This window comes from Frigoribacterium sp. R86507, assembly GCF_044597695.1.
Classification (GTDB): Bacteria; Actinomycetota; Actinomycetes; order Actinomycetales; family Microbacteriaceae; genus Frigoribacterium.
Genome location: NZ_CP139002.1, coordinates 1,013,703 through 1,032,643, shown reverse-complemented (window position 1 = coordinate 1,032,643; position 18,941 = coordinate 1,013,703). Strand labels below are relative to the sequence as shown.

Here is an 18,941-nt window from a genome sequence, read left to right as displayed (position 1 = left end):
GTCGGGCCGGTCAGAACTCGGTGGGTGGGTCAGAGCCCCACGTAGATGTGCTGCGCGACCTCGGTCGGCAGTTCGAGACCCTCGTCGTGACCTTCGACCTTGACGAACACGTACGACCCCGCCGAGCGGAGGGTCGCGATGCCGCCGGGCAGCACGCCCGCGCCCTGCAGCTGCTGCAGCAGCTCGGGTTCGAACTGGACGGGCTCGGCCAGGCGACGGATCGGACGAGTGACGCCCTCGGGGTGCTCCGCGAGCACGGCCACGAGGTTGACCACGCCGTCGAGGAAGCGCCCCGCGGGTGAGTCGCCGAGTTCGTCGAGCCCCGGGATCGGGTTGCCGTAAGGCGACTCGGTCGGGTGGTCGAGCATGTCGAGCAGGCGACGTTCGACCTGTTCGCTCATGACGTGCTCCCACCGGCAGGCCTCGTCGTGGACGTAGGCCCAGTCGAGGCCGATCACGTCGGCGAGCAGGCGCTCGGCGAGACGGTGCTTGCGCATGACGTGCGTCGCCTTGGCTCGCCCGTCGTGCGTGAGCTCGAGGTGACGGTCGCCGGACACGACGACGAGACCGTCGCGTTCCATGCGGGCGATGGTCTGCGACACGGTCGGACCGGAGTGGCCGAGACGCTCGGAGATGCGCGCACGAAGCGGCACGATGTTCTCTTCTTCGAGGTCGAGGATCGTGCGCAGGTACATCTCTGTGGTGTCGACGAGATCGGTCAACAGGGGCCTCCCGGTGGAACACGTGGACTACCCCGTCAGCCTACCGGCTGCACGCTGGGCCCCGCGCCGCGTCAGTAGGATCGAGCGCATGGCGGACATCCGGATTCCCACTGACCTCTTGCCCACCGACGGCCGCTTCGGCTGCGGCCCCTCGAAGGTGCGGGCCGCCCAGCTCGAGCACCTCGTCACCGCCGGGGCGACGATCCTCGGCACCTCGCACCGCCAGGCGCCCGTGAAGGACCTGGTCGGCCGCGTCCGCGCCGAACTCGGCGAGCTCTTCCGCCTGCCCGACGGCTACGAGGTCGTGCTGGGCAACGGCGGCTCGACCGCCTTCTGGGACGCCGCGGCGTTCGGCCTCGTCGAGAAGCGCGCCGAGAACCTCTCGTTCGGCGAGTTCGGGTCGAAGTTCGCCAAGGCCAATGCGGCCCCCTGGCTCGAGGCCCCCCACGTGATCACGGCCGAGGGCGGGTCGTTGGCCGAGGTCGAGGTGCTCGAGGGCGTCGACGTCTACGCCTGGCCGCACAACGAGACCTCGACCGGCGTCATGGCGCCGGTCACCCGGGTCGCCGGCGACCCCGGTGCCCTCACCGTCGTCGACGCGACGAGCGCGGCGGGCGGCATCGACTTCGACGCCTCGCAGGCCGACGCCTACTACTTCGCCCCGCAGAAGAACTTCGCGAGCGACGGCGGCCTCTGGTTCGCGCTCTTCTCCCCCGCGGCGATCGAGCGCGTCGAGCGCATCGCCGCCAGCGGCCGGTACGTCCCCGAGTTCCTCAGCCTGAAGAACGCCGTCGACAACTCGCGGCTCGACCAGACCCTCAACACGCCCGCCCTGACGACCCTGCTGCTGCTCGAGGACCAGACCCGCTGGATGCTCGAGAACGGCGGCCTCGCCTGGGCCGACGCCCGCACGCGCGAGTCGTCGTCGGCGCTGTACGACTGGGCCACCGCCTCCGAGTACGCGACCCCGTTCGTCGTCGACCCGTCGCACCGCTCGCAGGTCGTCGCGACCATCGACTTCGCCGAGTCGATCGACGCGGCCGCCATCGCGAAGGTGCTCCGCGCCAACGGCATCGTCGACACCGAGCCCTACCGCAAGCTCGGCCGCAACCAGCTGCGCGTCGCGACCTTCACGGCCATCGAGCCCGACGACGTCCGCCAGCTGATCCGGTCGATCGAGTTCGTCGTCGACGCCCTCTGACCGATCGCCCGCACGACGAAGGCCCCGACACGATCGTGTCGGGGCCTTCGTCGTGATCCGACCCGGACGCAGGAGGCGCGGGTCGCGTTCGTGGGACTACTTCCGTCGCCTGCTCAACGGGTCCTCGTCCTCGCCGTCCCAGTCGTCGTCGTGCGACTCGTCGTCGAGGTCGGCCTCGGGGTGCGCGGCGGGGACGACGGGTGCGTCCGCCGGAACGGAGTCGTCGGAGTCGTCGTCGGAGTCGCCGGAATCCTCGACGAGGTCGTCGATGTCGACGCCGTCCACGTCACCGCCGTGCACGATCGACCCACGCTCGTCGTCGGAGTCGTCCTCGTCCTCGTCGTCCGAGTCGTCCTCGGAGTCCTCGTCGTCGTCTTCGGACTCGTCGTCGTCCTCGTCGCCGTCGTGCGCCTCCTGGGCCTTCATCTCGGCGAGACGGTCGGCCCACGGCACCCAGTCCGGAGCGAGCAGGGCGCCGTCGCCGGGCATCAGCTCGGCCTCGAGCACCGAAGGCTCTTCACCGTCGAGGTGGGCGACGCTGACCGTCCAGTGCCAACCCGGGTACCCGGGGAGGAGGGTGGCGAAGCGCACCGACGTGACACCGGGCTCGTCGTCGACCGGGTCGGCCTCGGCGCCGATGGTCTCGTCGGGCGTGATCTCGGTCAGGGCGCGGCGGGCGAGCTCGGACCAGGGCGTGCGCGTGGCGGCCTCAGGCATCGAACGAGTCCGCGACGGTGCGCAGCAGCACGGCGATGCGGGCGCCGTTCTGCGGGTAGCGGCCGTGGCGCAGGTCGCCGCCGGCCTTGTCGAGCACCTTGACCAGGTCCTCGACGATGACGGCCATGTCGTCGGCGGAGCGACGGTTCATCTTGGCGAGGCTCGGGGCGGCTTCGAGCACCCGGACCGACAGGGCCTGCGCGCCGCGCTTGCCGTCGGCGATGCCGTACTCGAGGCGGGTTCCCGCCTTGACACCCACGGTGCCGGCGGGCAGGGCCGACGCGTGGAGGAAGACCTCTTGGCCGTCATCGCTGCTGATGAAGCCGAAGCCCTTCTCGTCGTCGTAGAACTTGACCTTGCCGGTGGGCATGACTGGACCTCTCGTGAAGACGGGTGACCCTGGGGGTGGGTCGCCCCAGCTTAGATCGCCGGGTAGGGCCGCACCGCACTATCGTTGACCCGTGGCCAAGAAGATCGAACCGAGTGCGCCCTCTGACGTCAATCGTACAGAGCGCGTCCTCCTCTTCATGATCCTCGCCATCGTCGTCGTCTCGGTCCTCGCGTTCTTCACGAGGTTCGTCGGCGTGGCGACGGGTGTCACCGACTTCACCGCGGGCGTCTGGCCCGCTCTCACGATCCTGCCCCTCATCGGGCTCCCGATCGCCTTCGCGATGCTCCTGGCATTCGTGGTGGCGAGCGCCGTGCGTCGCAGCCGCGACTCACGGGGCACCAGACGGTAACCGCAGACCCGGGCTGCACGACGGCTGGAGGCCTCGACCATGGCTAGTGCACTCGACCTCGCGGGCGTCCTGCGCTCCATCGGCGACGACGACCTGCTGCGCCGACTCGCGCGGCGACAGGTCCGGGCGTCGGGCGTCCACGACGCCTTCGACCTGGCGGACGTCCTGCTCGAGCCGGCCAGCGTGCGGGACGCACTGGCCCACCTCGACCGCGTCGCCCTGATCGTGCTGCAGGTCCTCCGGGTGCCGGGCGACGTCGACGCGGTCCACGATCGCATCGACGCCGCCTTCGAGGTCGACCGCGAGACGGTGTCCGCCGCGCTCGACCGCGTCGACGAGGCGTTCCTCGTCGTCCGCCGCGGCGACTCCGTCGCGACCCTCGACGCCGTGGCCGAGCGCCTCGACGACGACCCCGCCCTGACCCTCGACGTCCTGACCTCCGCCCGACCGCCGGTGGTGCTCGAGGCCGTCCTCGACCAGGCCCGCGACGACGCCGACGCCCGCTCGGCCGAGCGGCTCTACGCCGTGGTCATCGAGGTGGCCGAGATCCTCCGCGCCCTCGAGCAGTCGCCGGCCCGAGAGCTCGCCAAGGGTGGCCTGGCGCTGCCCGAGACGAGGCGGCTCGCCGAAGCCGCCCGGATCGACGTCGACGACGTGGCGACCGTGCTCGCCATCGCCGTGCGGGCCGGCTTGGCCGCTCCGAGCCCGGACGGCTGGGTCGTGGCCGCCGACGCGACCGACTGGCTCCGCGCCTCCTGGCCCGACCGGTGGCAGACGCTGACACGGGCCTGGCTGGGCTCGCTGCCGGCCGAGATCCTCACGGTGCTCGAGCAACGCGTCGACACCTCGTGGGGGCTGCCGCTGCGCGAGTTCTCTGACTGGTCCTACCCGGCCGGGGGCAGCTGGATCACCGATCGCATCGCCGCCTTCTCGCGCAGCGCCGAGGTGCTGGGTCTGACCTCGGACGACACGCCCACCTCGGCGGCCGTGGCCCTGTTCCGCGAGGGTCCCGCCGCCGCCCGCTCCCGCGTCGCCGCCCTGCTGCCGGACGCGGTCGAGCAGGTCTACCTGCAGCACGACCTCAGCGTCGTGTCGCCCGGGCCCCTGTCGCCGGCCATCGACGCCAGGCTCCGCGTCATCGCGGTGGTCGAGAGCGCGGGCCTGGCAGCCACCTACCGCATCACCGAGGGCGGACTCCAGCGCGCCCTGAGCGAGGGCGAGACGGCCGAGACGCTGCGCGAGTTCCTCGCCGGCATCTCGTCGACGGGCATCCCCCAGCCCCTCGACTACCTGATCCAGCAGAGCGCCGAACGACACGGGCGCTACCGCGTCCGCGCGATCGCGCCTGGCAGCGCGCCCGCGGGCGTGCCGGGCGACGCGCTGTCGCTCGTGGTCGCCGACGACCGCGCGAGCCTCGACACGCTCGAGGTCGACCAGTCGCTCTCACCCCTCGCCCTCACCCGCGTCGACGCGACGACCGTGGCGAGCCGGTTCGAGCGGGACACCGTCTTCTGGTCGCTGAGCGACGAGCGGTACCCCGTCGTCGTGGTCGACGAGGGCGGCGCCGAGGTCGTCCCGCCGTCCCGTCGCCGACCCCGACGACCGGCCCCGGTCGAGACGCGCGACCCGCTGCGCGAACTCGTCCAGCGCCTGCACACCGACGCCGGCTCCGGTGACGAGTCGACCGACCGTGCCTGGATCGCCCGCCAGCTCGACGCCGCCGTCAAGGGGCGGCTGACGGTCACGGTGACCGTCGCGATGCCCGACGGCAGCACCACCACGCTCGACATGGAGCCCACCGGCATCGGCGGCGGACGCGTCCGTGGGCGCGACAAGAAGTCGGACGTCGAGCGCACGCTGCCGCTCAAGAACGTGGTGGCGGTCGCGAGTCGCGACTGAGGCGGGCGGCCCTCGGCGGCCGACCCGCGCCTCCTCGTCCACGGGCGGCCCCCGCCCGGCTGTGAGAGGCGGCAGGAGGCGCGCCTAGACTCGTCCCTCATGACCGGACCCCTGATCGTGCAGAGCGATCGCACCGTCCTGCTCGAGGTCGCCCACGAGCAGGCGGAGGACGCGCGGCACGACCTCAGCGTCTTCGCCGAGCTCGAGCGCGCCCCCGAGCACGTGCACACCTACCGCATCACCCGACTCGGGTTGTGGAACGCACGGGCGGCCGGGCACAGCGCAGAAGACATGCTCGGCACGCTCGAGAAGTACAGCAAGTTCCCGGTGCCGCAGAGCGTCAGCGTCGACATCGCCGAGACCGTCGCGCGCTACGGCCGCATCGTCATCGAGCGCGACGGCGACCAGTTGCTGCTGCGCGGCACCGACAGCTCCGTGCTGAGCGAGGTGACCCGGGCCAAGAAGGTCGGCGAGTTGCTCGGCGTCAAGCGGGCGGACGACCTGTGGGAGCTCCTGCCCTGGGCCCGCGGTGAGGTCAAGCAGCAACTCGTCAAGCTCGGCTGGCCCGCCGAGGACCACGCCGGCTACACGCCCGGCACCCCCCACGCGATCGACCTCGACGAGAGCGACTGGCACCTGCGCGACTACCAGCAGAAGGCGATCGACAACTTCTTCGAGGGCGGCTCGGGCGTCGTCGTGCTGCCCTGCGGCGCCGGCAAGACCCTCGTGGGTGCGGGGGCCATGGCGGCCGCCGGGACGACCACGCTGATCCTCGTCACCAACACCGTCTCGGCACGGCAGTGGCGTGACGAGCTGCTCAAGCGCACGTCGCTGACCGAGGACGAGATCGGCGAGTACTCCGGCTCGGTGAAAGAGGTCAAGCCGGTCACCATCGCGACCTACCAGATCCTCACGGCCCGCCGCGGGGGCAAGTACACGCACCTCTCGCTCCTCGACGCTCTCGACTGGGGTCTCGTGGTCTACGACGAGGTGCACCTGCTGCCCGCGCCGGTCTTCAAGCTGACCGCCGAGTTGCAGGCCCGCCGCCGCCTCGGCCTCACCGCCACGCTCGTACGCGAGGACGGTCGCGAGAGCGACGTCTTCAGCCTGATCGGCCCCAAGCGCTTCGACGCCCCCTGGAAAGAGATCGAGGCCCAGGGCTTCATCTCGCCGGCCTCGTGCTACGAGGTGCGGGTCGACCTGCCCCAGGAGGCGCGGCTCGAGTACGCGGCGTCCCCCGACGACGAGCGCTACCGGCTGGCGGCCACAGCTCCGGCCAAGCTCGACGTGGTCAAGCACCTCGTGGAACGGCACGCCGGCGAGCAGATCCTCGTCATCGGCCAGTACCTCGACCAGCTCGACGAGCTCGCGGCGGTGCTCGACGCCCCCACGCTGACCGGCAGCACGCCCGTCGACGAGCGCGAGCGCCTCTACCAGCGCTTCCGCGACGGCGACCTCAAGGTGCTCGTCGTCTCGAAGGTGGCCAACTTCTCGGTCGACCTGCCCGAGGCGACCGTGGCGATCCAGGTCAGCGGCTCGTACGGGTCCAGGCAAGAAGAGGCGCAGCGACTCGGGCGTCTGCTGCGTCCGAAGAAGTCGGGCCTGCCGGCCTCGTTCTACACGCTCGTCAGCCGCGACACGGTCGACCAGGACTTCGCGCAGAACCGCCAGCGCTTCCTGGCCGAGCAGGGCTACAGCTACACGATCCTCGACTCGCCCGTGGTCGCCGCGTGACCGACGAGCAGGGTGCCGACCTGCCCCTGGGCGACGACGAGCTCTGGCGCGACAGCCTGCGCCGGGTGTTCGCGGCCGACCAGGCCCCGTTCGCGACCTTCGGGCCCCTGGTCGCCTCCCTCGACCACGACGCCATGGAGTTCCGCGGCCAGGTCGCCCGGTTCGCCGAGTGGGACCCGTCGGTCGTCGTGTCGGTCGCCCGGACCTACGAGGTGCAGGGCGGGCTCCACGCGGGGGCGACCCTCAGCATCGTGACCTGGAGCCCCGATCCCGAGGTGATCGAACGCAGCGACCTGCTCGCCGGGTCGCCCGTCAAGGACCACCTGTTCGCCGGCCTCACCGCGATCGGTGCGACGGACGACGCCTCCGAGGCCCAGGTCGTCGCCGCCTCCGTCGAGGAGTTCCCGGGGTGGCAGATCACCCGGGCCTCGGGCTACACGGCGGTGCTCGAGCGGCGTGAGGGCGTCGACTTCACCCTGGCCGTGCCCGACGAGCTGCTCGAGCTCACCACGCGCGTCGCCCTGGTGCCCAACGTCGAGTGGTCCGACCCCGGCGCCTGAGCGTCCTGCCGTCTCGGCCGCCTGAGGGCTGCCGCTCCGCCCACGTGCGGGTGACGCTCCTCCGGCTCACAGGAAACACCGAGGAGGCGCGCAGATACTTGGGCGCATGAGTGACGGCCCCAAGATCCTGATCGTCGACGACGAACCGAACATCCGCGACCTGTTGACCACCAGCCTGCGTTTCGCGGGCTTCGCCGTCCGTGCGGTCGGCAACGGTGCGCAGGCGATCTCGGCGGTCCTCGAAGAAGAACCCGACCTGATCATTCTCGACGTGATGCTGCCCGACATGAACGGGTTCGGCGTGACCAAGCGCCTCCGCTCGTCGGGCTACACGTCGCCCATCCTCTTCCTCACGGCGAAAGACGACACCGAGGACAAGATCACGGGCCTCACCGTCGGTGGCGACGACTACGTCACCAAGCCCTTCAGCCTCGACGAGATCGTGGCGCGCATCAAGGCGATCCTCCGGCGCACGATGAACGAGGACGAGGATGCCATCATCCGTGCCGGCGAGCTCACGATGGACCAGGACACCCACGAGGTCACCATCGGCGAGACGGCCATCGAGCTCAGCCCCACCGAGTTCAAGCTGTTGCGCTACCTCATGCTCAACCCGAACCGCGTGCTGTCGAAGGCCCAGATCCTCGACCACGTGTGGGAGTACGACTTCAACGGCGACGCCGGCATCGTCGAGAGCTACATCTCGTACCTGCGTCGCAAGCTCGACCAGTTCTCGACCGAGCCGATCATCCAGACCAAGCGCGGCTTCGGCTACATGCTCAAGGCCTCCAAGGCCTGACACACCACCTCCGGCCCGTCCATCCGTCGCAGCCCGACCGCCCCGAGCGGTCGGGCTTCGTCGTGTGTGCGGTGACGGGCGGGGTGTGCCCAGCCGTCTCCGATAACGTCTGACCTCATGCACGCTCGCCTCTCGCAGTGGTGGAACGAGATCTCCATCCGCACCAAGATCACCGGCATCACGGTGACCCTGGTCACCCTCGGCCTCGTCGTCGCCGGCCTCGGCACGATGACCGTCCTCAGCACCTACCTGATGGGGCAGGTCGACACATCCCTGCGGAACTCGGCGACCAACTTCACCAGCGCCTCGTTCGACCAGGCGGACTCCCGATCGTGCACCGTGAACTTCGCCGGCTTGACCAGCAGCTACGTCGCGATCCTCGACGACGAGGGCGACCTCATCTGCGACACCCGCTCACAGCTGTCGAGTGCCACCGACGCCCCCGACCTCTCCGGCGTCGGTGTCGCCGGCGCTCCCCTCGACGAGGCCTTCAACCGGTACAACGCGACCCGTGACAACGAGTGGCGCCTCTTCGCGCACGCGGCCAACCTGCGCTCGACCGACGCCCAGGGCGGCGTGACGACCGTGCCGGCCGTCATCGTGGCCGGCACGAACCTGGCGGGCACGAACGCCACCATCGGGCGCTTCGGCGGAATCTTCCTGGGGTTCGGTCTCTCGGTCGTCGTGCTCGGCGCCGCCCTCACCCGCCTGCTCGTCACGTCGACCTTCGCACCGCTGCGCGACGTCGAGGCCACCGCGGCCCGCTTCGCCGACGGCGACTTCACCCAACGACTCGACTCGACCACCCCGAACACCGAGGTGGGACGACTGAACCGGTCCCTGAACACGATGCTCAACCGCATCGACAGCGCCTTCGACGACCGCGCCAGGACGATCGACCAGATGCGCCGTTTCGTCGGCGACGCGAGCCACGAACTCCGGACGCCGCTCGTCTCGCTCCGCGGCTACGCCGAGCTGTACCGCATGGGTGCGCTGACCAAGCCCGAGGACGTCGCCCAGGCCATGGACCGCATCGAGAAGGAGGCCATCCGCATGGGCGTACTGGTGCAGGACCTCCTCGCCCTCGCCCGTCTCGACGAGTCCAAGCCGCTCGAGCTCGGTCCCGTCGACCTCGTGCAGCTGGCCCGCGACTCGGCCCTCGACACCATGGCGTCCAACCCCGATCGAGACATCGACGTGATCGTGCTCGAGCCCGTCCTCGCCTCGGCGCAGGCTCCGACCGACGGCGACGAGACACCGGCCGACGGACGCTCCCCCGAGACCGCGCCACCGGCCGCGAGCACCCCGGCCACAGGCACCTCGCCCACGGATGCCTCGCCCGGCGCGACGGGTGCGATCTCGTTCGCGGGTGCGACCCTCGCCCGCCTCCGCAGCCTGAGGGCGAGGGCCGTCCGCAACGGCGACACGGCCACCGCCGCCCAGCTCCAGGACGAGGTGCAGAAGTTCGAGGCCCCGGCCATCGTGCACGGCGAAGAGAACAAGATCCGCCAGGTCATCACCAACCTCATGGGCAACGCCATGCGGTTCACCGAGCCGGACAGCCCGATCGAGCTCGTGGTGCAGTCCGACCCCGGGCGCGGAGTGGCCACCGTCGCCATCGTCGACCACGGCGAGGGCATCCCGCCGCAGATCCGCGAGAAGATCTTCCAGCGCTTCTGGCGTGCCGACTCGTCGCGCACCCGCGACACGGGCGGCAGCGGCCTCGGCCTCGCTATCGTGTCGGGCATCGTCGCGGCCCACGGCGGCTCGGTGGACGTCGACGACACCCCCGGGGGTGGAGCCACGTTCCGCGTCGCCCTGCCGCTGATGCCCGCCGACGCGGTCACCGCGGCCGAGCCCGCCGCCGCGACCGCCTAGCCGGGCCGACCCCGGCCCGCGGCCCGCGCCCGCCGCCGCGCGCCCTGCGCCCCGCGCCCCGCGCACCCCGCACCGCGCCCCGCACCACGCACCACGCACCACGCACCACGCACCACGCACCACGCACCACGCACCACGACGCCAGGAAGTGGACACCGCACCACGTTTTCTCGTGGCGTCGTGCCCACTTCCTGGCGTCGTGCGCATTTCGTGGCGTCGTCCGGAGCCGGCCGGACTGCGGGACACGTCCCTCCCCCGGCAACGCCGAAGGGCGGCTCCCCCGGAGGGGAACCGCCCTTGAGCGTGTGCGCGGTGTGAGCCGCGCGGCTGCGGACTAGAAGTCCATGCCACCCGAGGGGTCGCCGGCCGGGGCCGGGTTCTTCTCGGGCTTGTCGGCGACGACGGCCTCGGTCGTGAGGAACAGACCGGCGATCGACGCGGCGTTCTGCAGAGCCGAACGCGTGACCTTGGCGGGGTCGATGATGCCGGCGGCCAGCATGTCGACGTACTCGCCGGTCGCGGCGTTGAGGCCCCAACCGATGTCGAGCCCGCGGACCTTGTCGGCCACGACGCCGGGCTCCATGCCGGCGTTGAAGGCGATCTGCTTCAGGGGAGCGTCGATCGCGACGCGGACGATGTTCGCACCCGTCGCCTCGTCGCCCTCGAGCTGCAGGTTCGCCAGAGCGGTCTTGCCGGCCTGGATGAGGGCGACGCCACCACCGGCGACGATGCCCTCTTCGACGGCGGCCTTCGCGTTGCGCACGGCGTCCTCGATGCGGTGCTTGCGCTCTTTCAGCTCGACCTCGGTCGCGGCACCCGCCTTGATGACGGCGACGCCACCGGCGAGCTTCGCGAGACGCTCCTGGAGCTTCTCGCGGTCGTAGTCGCTGTCGGTCGCCTCGATCTCGCTGCGGATCTGACGGACGCGGCCGGCGATCTGCTCGTCGTCACCGGCACCCTCGACGATGGTCGTCTCGTCCTTGGTGATGATGACCTTGCGGGCACGACCGAGCAGGTCGAGCGTCGCGTTCTCGAGCTTGAGACCGACCTCTTCGGCGATGACCTGACCACCGGTGAGGATCGCGATGTCCTGCAGCTGCGCCTTGCGACGGTCGCCGAAGCCGGGGGCCTTGACGGCGACCGACTTGAAGATGCCGCGGATCTTGTTCACGACGAGCGTGGCCAGGGCCTCGCCGTCGACGTCTTCCGCGATGATGAGCAGCTGCTTGCCCGACTGGATGACCTTGTCGACGATCGGCAGCAGGTCTTTGATGTTCGAGATCTTCGAGTTGACGATGAGCACGTAGGCGTCTTCGAAGACGGCCTCCTGGCGCTCGGGGTCGGTGACGAAGTACTGCGACAGGTAGCCCTTGTCGAAGCGCATGCCCTCGGTGAGCTCGAGCTCGGTGCCGAAGGTGTTGCTCTCTTCGACGGTGACGACGCCCTCTTTGCCGACCTTGTCGATCGCTTCGGCGATGAGTGCACCGATGGTGGGGTCGGCGGCCGAGATCGAGGCCGTGGCAGCGATCTGCTCTTTGGTCTCGATGTCCTTCGCGTCGGCGAGCAGCTGGTCGGAGACGGCCTGGGCGGCCTTCTCGATGCCGCGTTTCAGCGAGATGGGGTCGGCACCGGCCGCGACGTTGCGCAGACCTTCGCGGACGAGGGCCTGGGCCAGCACCGTCGCGGTGGTCGTGCCGTCACCGGCGACGTCGTCGGTCTTCTTCGCGACCTCTTTGACGAGCTCGGCACCGATCTTCTCGAAGGGGTCGTCGAGCTCGATCTCTTTGGCGATGGAGACGCCGTCGTTCGTGATGGTGGGGGCGCCCCACTTCTTTTCGAGCACGACGTTGCGACCACGCGGGCCGAGCGTGACCTTCACCGCGTCGGCCAGGATGTTCAGGCCACGCTCGAGGCCACGACGGGCCTCTTCGTCAAAAGCAATGATCTTAGCCATGTGTGTTTTTCGTCCCTCCCGGACGTCATGAAGCAGAAGCATTGGCACTCACGTGTCGCGAGTGCCAGCAACGATTCTGGCACTCGCCCGATGAGAGTGCAAGTGACGCGGCAGGGCCCGGACGCACGAGCACGCCGCCACGGCGGACCGTGACGGCGTGCGGCGAGGGAGTGGGTGCGTCGAGGCGCACCGACGGGCCTCAGGCGAGCCGGACGGACTCCGCCTGCGGCCCCTTGTCGCCCGTGCCGACCTCGAACACGACGGCCTGGCCCTCTTCGAGGACCTTGTACCCGCTCATGTCGATCGCGGAGTAGTGCACGAAGACGTCCTGGCCGTCTCCCTCGACGGTGATGAAGCCGAAGCCCTTCTCCGCGTTGAACCATTTCACGGTCCCGTTTGCCATGGTGTCGCTCCCCTTGCTGTGGTGGTACGGCGCGTGCGGTGCTGCAGAGCCGGGTCGTCGACGCAGTCATCTGCGAGCCCGGACGGGACAGCCTCACTCGTGCAGAACACCAGGTCGGCGAGCCGTGGGGGGCGACCAATTCCAGATGCTAGCCACGGGAAAAGCGGAAGAACACACCTCGAACGAGAAACACCCGCTGAAAACGAGGATTTCACCGGTAATTAAACGCGGGCGTAACACGGGAGGCGCGGTGAGGGCCCGACGGGACCCGCGCCTCCTCGGATCGGGCCGGCGGGGAGGGCCCTGTCAGGCGCTGTAGTCGGCCCCGAGGACGATCGTGACGGCGGCACCCGGGAAGGCGTCGCTCGCCTCGACGTCGGTGATGCCGAGCTGCTGGGCGAGCCCGAGCGCCGCGGCCTCGTCGTCGGCCGCCGAGTAGTAGACGGTGGACGTCGCGACGCGCTCGCTGGCGTTGCCCTGGGTGCCGACGACCCAGCCGGCGGTCTCGAGCCGCTCGGAGGCCGAACCGGCGAGCCCGGCGGTGGCCGTGCCGTTCAGGACGGTGATGGTGGTGACCGAGGGGTCGACCTGCGAGGGGTCCGTCAGCGGGGCCACAGTCGGCGTGGCCGTCGGGGTCGCCGTCTCGGTGTCGGGCGCCTCGGCTTCGGCGGTGCTCGACGACGACGGGTTGACGAACTGGAAGCTGTTGTTCGCGACCCCGAGGTAGACGACGCCGGCACCGACGAGCACGCCGACGGCGAGGGCCGCCCAGGCGAAGCCGATCCAGCCGCTGCCGGGGCGCTTCTCGGCCCGGTGGGCCCCGACACGGTCGAGGTCGGCGGGGACGTCGTCGAACCGGTCTCGGTCGAATTTCGGCATGCGTGGTCTCTCGTGGGTCAGCGGGTCGGACCGAACGAACGAGTCGATCGGGCGTCGCGGCGGGCGACTCGCAGGCGCTGCAGGCGGCCGACGAGCATGGGTGCGTACGCCAGTGCAGCGGGTCGGTCTATGAGCGAGTTGAGCAACTGCTGGTAACGGACGACCCCGAGGCCGAACTCGCGACGGATCGCGGCCTCCCGGGCGCCGGCCGAGGCGGGGGCACGCTGCTCGAAGTCGAGGACGGCGCGGTCGCGTTCGGACAGCACGCTCGAGCGCACGTCGTCACCTGTCGCGTCCTCGTCCATCGTGGCGGCCCTCCCCTGGGTTCCGGGTCATCCTATGGGCGGCGCCCCGACCGATCGCGGAGGCCGAGGGCGTGGTCCGACAACGCGCCCACCCGCCCGGGGCACCGCCGGTCGCCCGGTGCGGGGAGCCGACTCGCGGTCAGGCCCTGAGGTGCAGCCGCGTGCCGTGGGCGTCCCCCACGCCCAGCACCCGGCCGTCGAGGGCGAGGGCCGCGAACGCGTCGTCGGGAGACACCCCGGGTGGCACCTCGGCGACCACGTCCGTCAGCAGGTCGCGCCGCTCGTACGAGATCCACCGCGCACCCAGCCGGCCGACCTCGTCGACGAAGGCCTGGCGCCGCCGACCCGGCAGGTAGACGAGCGTGCCCGTCGAGACGACGACCGGCGTGGCGCCCGTCGGGGCCTCGTCCACGACGGCGGCGAGACCGTCGACGGCGTCCGCCGCGACGAGCCGAGGAGGCGCGGTGCGGGCGAGCGCGACGGCCCGCCGTAGCAGGTCCCGCCGGTCACCTCGCTCGGGCGGCAGTAGGGTCTCGAGCCAGGCCACCTGCTCGGGGTCGAGGACGTCGACGGGGTCGAGGTCGATGCCCGCCCGCCAGACGACCTCGGGCAGCCGTCCCGTCGGCAGCTCGGCCCGAAACCGGGTCACCCCCTCGACGACGATGTCGATCCCGAGCTGCACCGTGCTCGACGTGTCACCCCAGGTCCGGTCGCCCGATCGGTAGCCGTAGCGGTCGACACCGAGGCAGAGGCCGGCCGAGGCGCCGACCTCGATGAGGGCGATCGGGCCCGGCACGCGGTCCAGCGCGATCGACAGCGGGGCGCAGCGGCGCACGTCGTTGGTCTGGGTGAGTCGCCGACCGAGCTCGGCCACGACGTCGTCGGAGCGGGCGAGCAGCCAGGGCCTCAGCACCGACCAGGACCCGTGCGGTGCACCCAGCCACCGGCAGACCGCGAGGACGAGGACGGGCTGGCGCCGCGCCTCCTCGGCCCGGTCGACGACGGCGAGCGCCGCCGGGTCGCCCGCGATGCCCCGCGCGAGCTCGGCCTGCGACGGCGACCTCTCGCGGTCGAAGGCGAGGGCCGCGGCCAGGAAGCGGTCGGAGGTGCTCACGACCAGGAGTCTGACAGCCCGGTGGGGGCCGGGGAATCGTCCACCGGTCGACCGTGTTGAATGAGGAGTCCCGACAAGCAAGGAGATCATCGTGGCGTACAAGATCGAGAAGACCGACGAGCAGTGGCGCGAAGAGCTCGACGCCGAGCAGTACTCCGTCCTGCGGGAGGCCGCCACCGAGCGCCCCTGGACCGGTGAGCTGCTCGACGAGAGCCGTGCCGGCGTCTACGCGTGTGCGGCGTGCAGCGCCGAACTGTTCAAGAGCGGCACCAAGTTCGACAGCGGTTGCGGCTGGCCGAGCTTCTACGAGTCGGTGAACCCGGACGCGGTGCAGCTGATCGAGGACAACTCGCTCGGCATGACCCGCACCGAGGTCCGGTGCGCGAACTGCGGCTCGCACCTGGGCCACGTGTTCCCCGACGGCTTCGGCACGCCGACCGGCGACCGGTACTGCATGAACAGCATCTCGCTCGACTTCAAGGCCGCCGAGTAGTGAGCGCCGTCGCCGACGCCGCCCGGCGTCGACGGTCACGGTCGAAGGTCACCGACGTCGCCCCGACGCACGAGCAGCTGCTCGACGCCGTGCGATCGGCGGCGACGGTGGCGGACCACTCCGAGCTGCGCCCCTGGCGGCTGATCGAGTTCCGAGGCGACGACCGGCTCGTCGTGGGCCGCTCGCTGGCCGACGCGGGCGGGGCCGAGGGCCACGCCCGCGACAAGCTGACGCAGAAGGCGCTGCGCGCTCCCCTGATCGTCGCGGTGGTCGTCTCACCGCGCGAGAGCCGCAAGGTGCCCTACTGGGAGCAAGAATCGGTCGCTTCGGGTGTGGCGCACCTGCTGTCGCTCGTGCTCGACGACGAGGGCTGGGGCGTCTTCTGGCGTACCGGCGTCCTGACCCGGGCCCCCGAGGTGGCGACGGCGCACGGCCTGCGCGACGGAGAACAGCTGCTGGGCTGGCTCTACGTCGGCGGTCGTGACGGCGACGACGCCAAGCCGCGCAAGTTGCTCGACCCCGAGCAGTTCGTCAGCACGCCGTAGTCGGTCGGTGCCCCTGCGGGCACCGACCCGGTCACCAGGTCTTGTGGCTGTTGCCGATCACCGTGATGGGCAGCCAGAACGAGCCGGTCATCAGGACGATGCCCCCGAAGAAGACGAAGGCGTTGGGTTCGCCGGAGCCGAACGAGTAGGCGAACAGGGCGAAGCTGACGAAGAGCAGGGCGAGCGAACCGATCGCGGTCAAGATCGTGGACAAGGGGGCTCCTCAGGTCGGTGCTTCTGGCGGGCGCGGTGCGCTCCGTCTACTTCACCACTTCCCGGCCTCGGAGCGCCAATCCTGCACCGACCGCATGTCGGGACGGTTCGTGTGATCGCCCGCCGCGCGTCGATGCCCGGCCCGGACGTCGACCATTCCGACGGGCGATCGGCATCCTGTACATTGGTCCGACGAAAAGAAATGCCGCCTTGGCGCAGTGGTAGCGCAGTGCTCTTGTAAAGCTCAGGTCGTCGGTTCGAATCCGACAGGCGGCTCCGACGAAGCACTTCTTCTGACGAGGGCGGCTCAGCCCTCGAGGGCGACGAGCAGGTGACGCAGGCCGTCCGCGACGGCCGCGCGCGCCTCCTCGGGCAGGGCGGCGAGCATCGCCCGCTCATCGGCGAGCTGCACCTGGAGCACGCGGTCGATCAGGTGACGCCCGGCGGCGGTCGGTGCGACGAAGTAGCCACGGTGGTCGGCAGGGTTAGCCGAGCGATCGACGAGGCCTGCCGCGAGCAATCCCTTGACGCGCTTCGTGACGGCCGGCGGCGACAGGAGCGTCTCGTCGGCCAGTTGTGTCGGACTCATCGGGGCGTCTCGTCGGGTCAGGGCCGCCAGCAGGTCGAAGTCCGCCCGCCCCAGGCCGAACTCGGCGAGCAGGTCGTCGCTGCGCCGCTGCACGATGCGGGCGAGCCGGTTCACCCTGCCGATGACCGGGATGGCCGAGACGTCGAGGTCGGGCCGCAACTCGCGCCACCGGTCGTGGACGTCGTCCATCACGTCGCGGGGCCCGGGATCGGTCATGCTCTTGAGCCTACCGATGGTTCACGAGTAAAGTAGTAGAGAGATCATTCACCCGTGAAGCAGTTCGACGACGAGCGCCCACGCCGCGTCGACCAGAGGACCGCTCCATCACGACTACGACCCCCACCCACCGCCTGCTGCCGCACCCGCGCGACCTGGTCCGCTTCGGCCCTCACGACGGGGCACACCGCCCCGCAGCCCGCGTCGCCGTCGCGGTGCTCGTGCCGATGGTCGTGCTCGCCATGATCGGGCACGTGGAGTGGACGCCCTACGCCGTCTTCGGGGCCTTCGCCTCGGCGTTCGGCCGAGGGCTGCCCCGCTTCCAGCGGCTCGAGATGCAGCTCGAGGCCGGGCTCGTCCTCGTCGCCTGCGTGGTGCTGGGCACCGCGCTGGCCGCCTCGTCGGCCCCGGTCTGGGTGCTCGTCGTCACGATCGGTCTCGTCGCCGGCCTCACGTCCGCCGTCTCCGACCTGCGCCGCTGGAGCCCGCCCGGCCCGCTCTTCTTCGTCTTCGGCCTCGGCGTCTCGGCGTTCGTCCCCGCGACCGCGTCGACCGTCGCGGTGGCCGCGGTCGTCGCCCCGGCGAGCCTCGCGCTCGCCCTGCTCGCGTCGGTCGCGGACGTGCTGCTGCCCGCCGGCCGCCGCGCGCTCGCCACCGTCGACGGACGCCGATGGAGGCGCGGCCCCCGCCCCCTGGACGGCCGACGGACGGTCGTCCACGCCGCCGTCTGCCTGGTGGCCTCGATCGCGGCCGGGCTGATCAGCCTCGGTCTCGGCGTGCAGAGTCCGTACTGGGCGATGGTGTCGGCCGTGGTGCCCGTGGTGGGGACCGCGACGGCGGGCCAGCTCGTGCGGGCCGGCCACCGCCTCCTCGGCACCCTCGTCGGGGTCGGCCTCGCCGCCCTGCTGCTGGCCTGGCAGCCCGGGGTCGCGGCCCTGATCGTCGCCTTCGGCGTGCTGCAGTTCGCGACCGAGCTGCTGATCGTCCGCAACTACGGGTTGGCGCTCGTGTTCATCACGCCCATGGCGCTCGGCATGCGGGCACTCGGCGGCGCACCCGTCGACGTGGGCGCCCTCGTGGCGGCCCGCACGGCCGACACCGCCATCGGGGTGGGCGTGGTGGTCGTCGTGCTGCTCGCGACGCACCGACTGCGGCGGCCCCGCCCGGAGGCGACCGTCTGAACGGGTGGCCGGGACGGCACCCACGCTGCGGTCAGACCTGGCGCGCCCTCGCCCGACGGCCGTCCTTGCTCCACCAGACCAGGTCGGCGACGCCCTGCGCGACCAGCAGCACGGCCACGACCAGGATGATCACGGTCAGCGCCTGGACCGGCACCCCCGAGGCGATGTTGAGCACCTGCACGACGAGGCCGAACAGGCCGATCAGCACCTCGAACACGGCGGGCACCACGGCGCCCGTCTTCGTCAGGGTGAACCAGGGTCGCCGCAGGTCGCTCATGCACCCGAGGGTACAAGGTGCGCGGGCTACGATCGCCGGGACCCCGATCCGCCGAGGAGGCACCGTGCGACGACGCGACGTCCACGTCGACCCCGACGTGCCGAACTGGCTGCTCACCAAGCGCGGCGGCATCGCCCTGCCCCTCGTCACGACGTTCTGCGCGCTCGTCGTGATCGCGAGCATCGTCGCCGCCCTGACGGTCGGCAGAGGCCACGTCACCGTCGTCACCGTGATCGTCCTGGCTGCCGGCCTGAGTGCCATCACCTGGGCCGTGGCCGACCTCGTCTGGTGGACGCGTGACGACCGGCGCCGCATCGTCCGGCTGCCGCGCGACCCCGAGGCCTGACGCCGGAACCCCCGGTCACATGCCGTTCAGGGCATGGACGTGCCCCGTCAACCTGGCAACCACCCAGCGTCCGTCGCCGTAAGCTGGCGGATGCACCGAACCGGTGCCCACGACGTTCGGCTCCGCTCGCGACCCCGCGCGCGCGTGCAGCCCCACCCCGCCACAACTCGACAGGG

Annotated in this window: 22 protein-coding genes and 1 tRNA gene; 12 read left to right on the top strand and 11 right to left on the bottom strand. The window is 71.0% G+C overall.

The window, feature by feature from the left end:
- Positions 1 to 29: 29 nt before the first annotated feature.
- Positions 30 to 722, bottom strand: coding sequence for a metal-dependent transcriptional regulator (locus tag SJY14_RS05020; protein WP_043593511.1), 693 nt, complete (start codon positions 720 to 722; stop codon positions 30 to 32).
- A gap of 88 nt (positions 723 to 810) precedes the next feature.
- Between SJY14_RS05020 and serC the strand changes: the two genes are divergently transcribed.
- Positions 811 to 1,923: a phosphoserine transaminase gene (gene serC, locus SJY14_RS05015; protein ID WP_396599961.1), complete on the top strand. Its 1,113-nt coding sequence runs from the start codon at positions 811 to 813 to the stop codon at positions 1,921 to 1,923.
- Positions 1,924 to 2,019: 96 nt separating this feature from the next.
- On the opposite strand, the gene SJY14_RS05010 is transcribed toward serC, so the two are convergent.
- Both SJY14_RS05010 and SJY14_RS05005 read right to left on the bottom strand, forming a co-directional pair.
- Entirely contained in the window at positions 2,020 to 2,640 is a 621-nt protein-coding gene (locus tag SJY14_RS05010; protein ID WP_396599960.1) for a DUF3027 domain-containing protein, read from the bottom strand.
- Positions 2,633 to 3,010, bottom strand: coding sequence for a cold-shock protein (locus tag SJY14_RS05005; RefSeq protein ID WP_043593516.1), 378 nt, complete (start codon positions 3,008 to 3,010; stop codon positions 2,633 to 2,635). Before SJY14_RS05005 ends, SJY14_RS05010 begins: the two co-directional genes overlap by 8 nt.
- A gap of 91 nt (positions 3,011 to 3,101) precedes the next feature.
- Between SJY14_RS05005 and SJY14_RS05000 the strand changes: the two genes are divergently transcribed.
- The 6 genes from SJY14_RS05000 to SJY14_RS04975 all read left to right on the top strand — a co-directional run bounded on the left by SJY14_RS05000 (position 3,102) and on the right by SJY14_RS04975 (position 10,250).
- Positions 3,102 to 3,380 (top strand): hypothetical protein, encoded by a 279-nt coding sequence (locus tag SJY14_RS05000; RefSeq protein WP_054146822.1) that lies wholly within the window; start codon positions 3,102 to 3,104, stop codon positions 3,378 to 3,380.
- A 39-nt stretch (positions 3,381 to 3,419) separates the two neighbouring features.
- Positions 3,420 to 5,279, top strand: a complete 1,860-nt coding sequence (locus tag SJY14_RS04995) for a helicase-associated domain-containing protein (protein ID WP_396599959.1) — start codon at positions 3,420 to 3,422, stop codon at positions 5,277 to 5,279.
- A gap of 99 nt (positions 5,280 to 5,378) precedes the next feature.
- Entirely contained in the window at positions 5,379 to 7,013 is a 1,635-nt protein-coding gene (locus tag SJY14_RS04990; protein ID WP_396599958.1) for a DNA repair helicase XPB, read from the top strand.
- A complete protein-coding gene (locus SJY14_RS04985) occupies positions 7,010 to 7,573 on the top strand; it encodes a hypothetical protein (RefSeq protein WP_071256428.1) in 564 nt (187 codons plus the stop codon). Before SJY14_RS04990 ends, SJY14_RS04985 begins: the two co-directional genes overlap by 4 nt.
- 106 nt (positions 7,574 to 7,679) lie before the next feature.
- A complete protein-coding gene (locus SJY14_RS04980) occupies positions 7,680 to 8,372 on the top strand; it encodes a response regulator transcription factor (protein WP_054146826.1) in 693 nt (230 codons plus the stop codon).
- Positions 8,373 to 8,489: 117 nt separating this feature from the next.
- Positions 8,490 to 10,250: a cell wall metabolism sensor histidine kinase WalK gene (locus SJY14_RS04975; RefSeq protein ID WP_071256426.1), complete on the top strand. Its 1,761-nt coding sequence runs from the start codon at positions 8,490 to 8,492 to the stop codon at positions 10,248 to 10,250.
- A gap of 334 nt (positions 10,251 to 10,584) precedes the next feature.
- On the opposite strand, the gene groL is transcribed toward SJY14_RS04975, so the two are convergent.
- The 5 genes from groL to SJY14_RS04950 form a co-directional block, all read right to left on the bottom strand.
- Positions 10,585 to 12,204, bottom strand: coding sequence for a chaperonin GroEL (groL, locus tag SJY14_RS04970; RefSeq protein ID WP_043593524.1), 1,620 nt, complete (start codon positions 12,202 to 12,204; stop codon positions 10,585 to 10,587).
- Positions 12,205 to 12,403: 199 nt separating this feature from the next.
- Positions 12,404 to 12,607 (bottom strand): cold-shock protein, encoded by a 204-nt coding sequence (locus SJY14_RS04965; protein WP_043593527.1) that lies wholly within the window; start codon positions 12,605 to 12,607, stop codon positions 12,404 to 12,406.
- 306 nt (positions 12,608 to 12,913) lie between these two features.
- Positions 12,914 to 13,486, bottom strand: a complete 573-nt coding sequence (locus SJY14_RS04960; RefSeq protein WP_396599957.1) for a LytR C-terminal domain-containing protein — start codon at positions 13,484 to 13,486, stop codon at positions 12,914 to 12,916.
- Positions 13,487 to 13,503: 17 nt separating this feature from the next.
- Positions 13,504 to 13,791 carry a DUF3263 domain-containing protein gene (locus SJY14_RS04955; RefSeq protein ID WP_396599956.1) on the bottom strand — a complete coding sequence of 96 codons (288 nt, stop codon included), beginning with the start codon at positions 13,789 to 13,791 and terminating at the stop codon, positions 13,504 to 13,506.
- 139 nt (positions 13,792 to 13,930) lie between these two features.
- Positions 13,931 to 14,905 (bottom strand): DUF2332 family protein, encoded by a 975-nt coding sequence (locus SJY14_RS04950; protein WP_396599955.1) that lies wholly within the window; start codon positions 14,903 to 14,905, stop codon positions 13,931 to 13,933.
- Positions 14,906 to 14,996: 91 nt separating this feature from the next.
- Here SJY14_RS04950 and msrB point away from each other — a divergent pair, with 91 nt between their 5' ends.
- A complete protein-coding gene (msrB, locus tag SJY14_RS04945; protein ID WP_043593533.1) occupies positions 14,997 to 15,398 on the top strand; it encodes a peptide-methionine (R)-S-oxide reductase MsrB in 402 nt (133 codons plus the stop codon).
- Complete coding sequence (locus SJY14_RS04940) at positions 15,398 to 15,943, top strand: nitroreductase family protein (protein ID WP_043593534.1); 546 nt, start codon at positions 15,398 to 15,400, stop codon at positions 15,941 to 15,943. Before msrB ends, SJY14_RS04940 begins: the two co-directional genes overlap by 1 nt.
- 31 nt (positions 15,944 to 15,974) lie before the next feature.
- Here SJY14_RS04940 and SJY14_RS04935 read toward each other — a convergent pair whose 3' ends face one another.
- Positions 15,975 to 16,157, bottom strand: a complete 183-nt coding sequence (locus SJY14_RS04935; protein ID WP_071256417.1) for a hypothetical protein — start codon at positions 16,155 to 16,157, stop codon at positions 15,975 to 15,977.
- A gap of 203 nt (positions 16,158 to 16,360) precedes the next feature.
- Between SJY14_RS04935 and SJY14_RS04930 the strand changes: the two genes are divergently transcribed.
- Positions 16,361 to 16,432, top strand: a tRNA-Thr gene (locus SJY14_RS04930).
- Between the two features lie 31 nt (positions 16,433 to 16,463).
- On the opposite strand, the gene SJY14_RS04925 is transcribed toward SJY14_RS04930, so the two are convergent.
- On the bottom strand, positions 16,464 to 16,961 hold the full coding sequence (locus SJY14_RS04925; protein WP_396599954.1) for a MarR family winged helix-turn-helix transcriptional regulator: 498 nt from the start codon (positions 16,959 to 16,961) through the stop codon (positions 16,464 to 16,466).
- 242 nt (positions 16,962 to 17,203) lie between these two features.
- On the opposite strand from SJY14_RS04925, the gene SJY14_RS04920 reads away from it, so the two are divergent.
- Positions 17,204 to 18,142: an FUSC family protein gene (locus SJY14_RS04920; RefSeq protein WP_396599953.1), complete on the top strand. Its 939-nt coding sequence runs from the start codon at positions 17,204 to 17,206 to the stop codon at positions 18,140 to 18,142.
- Between the two features lie 31 nt (positions 18,143 to 18,173).
- On the opposite strand, the gene SJY14_RS04915 is transcribed toward SJY14_RS04920, so the two are convergent.
- A complete protein-coding gene (locus SJY14_RS04915) occupies positions 18,174 to 18,419 on the bottom strand; it encodes a hypothetical protein (protein ID WP_396599952.1) in 246 nt (81 codons plus the stop codon).
- Between the two features lie 64 nt (positions 18,420 to 18,483).
- Here SJY14_RS04915 and SJY14_RS04910 point away from each other — a divergent pair, with 64 nt between their 5' ends.
- On the top strand, positions 18,484 to 18,765 hold the full coding sequence (locus SJY14_RS04910; RefSeq protein ID WP_396599951.1) for a hypothetical protein: 282 nt from the start codon (positions 18,484 to 18,486) through the stop codon (positions 18,763 to 18,765).
- Positions 18,766 to 18,941 lie beyond the last annotated feature (176 nt).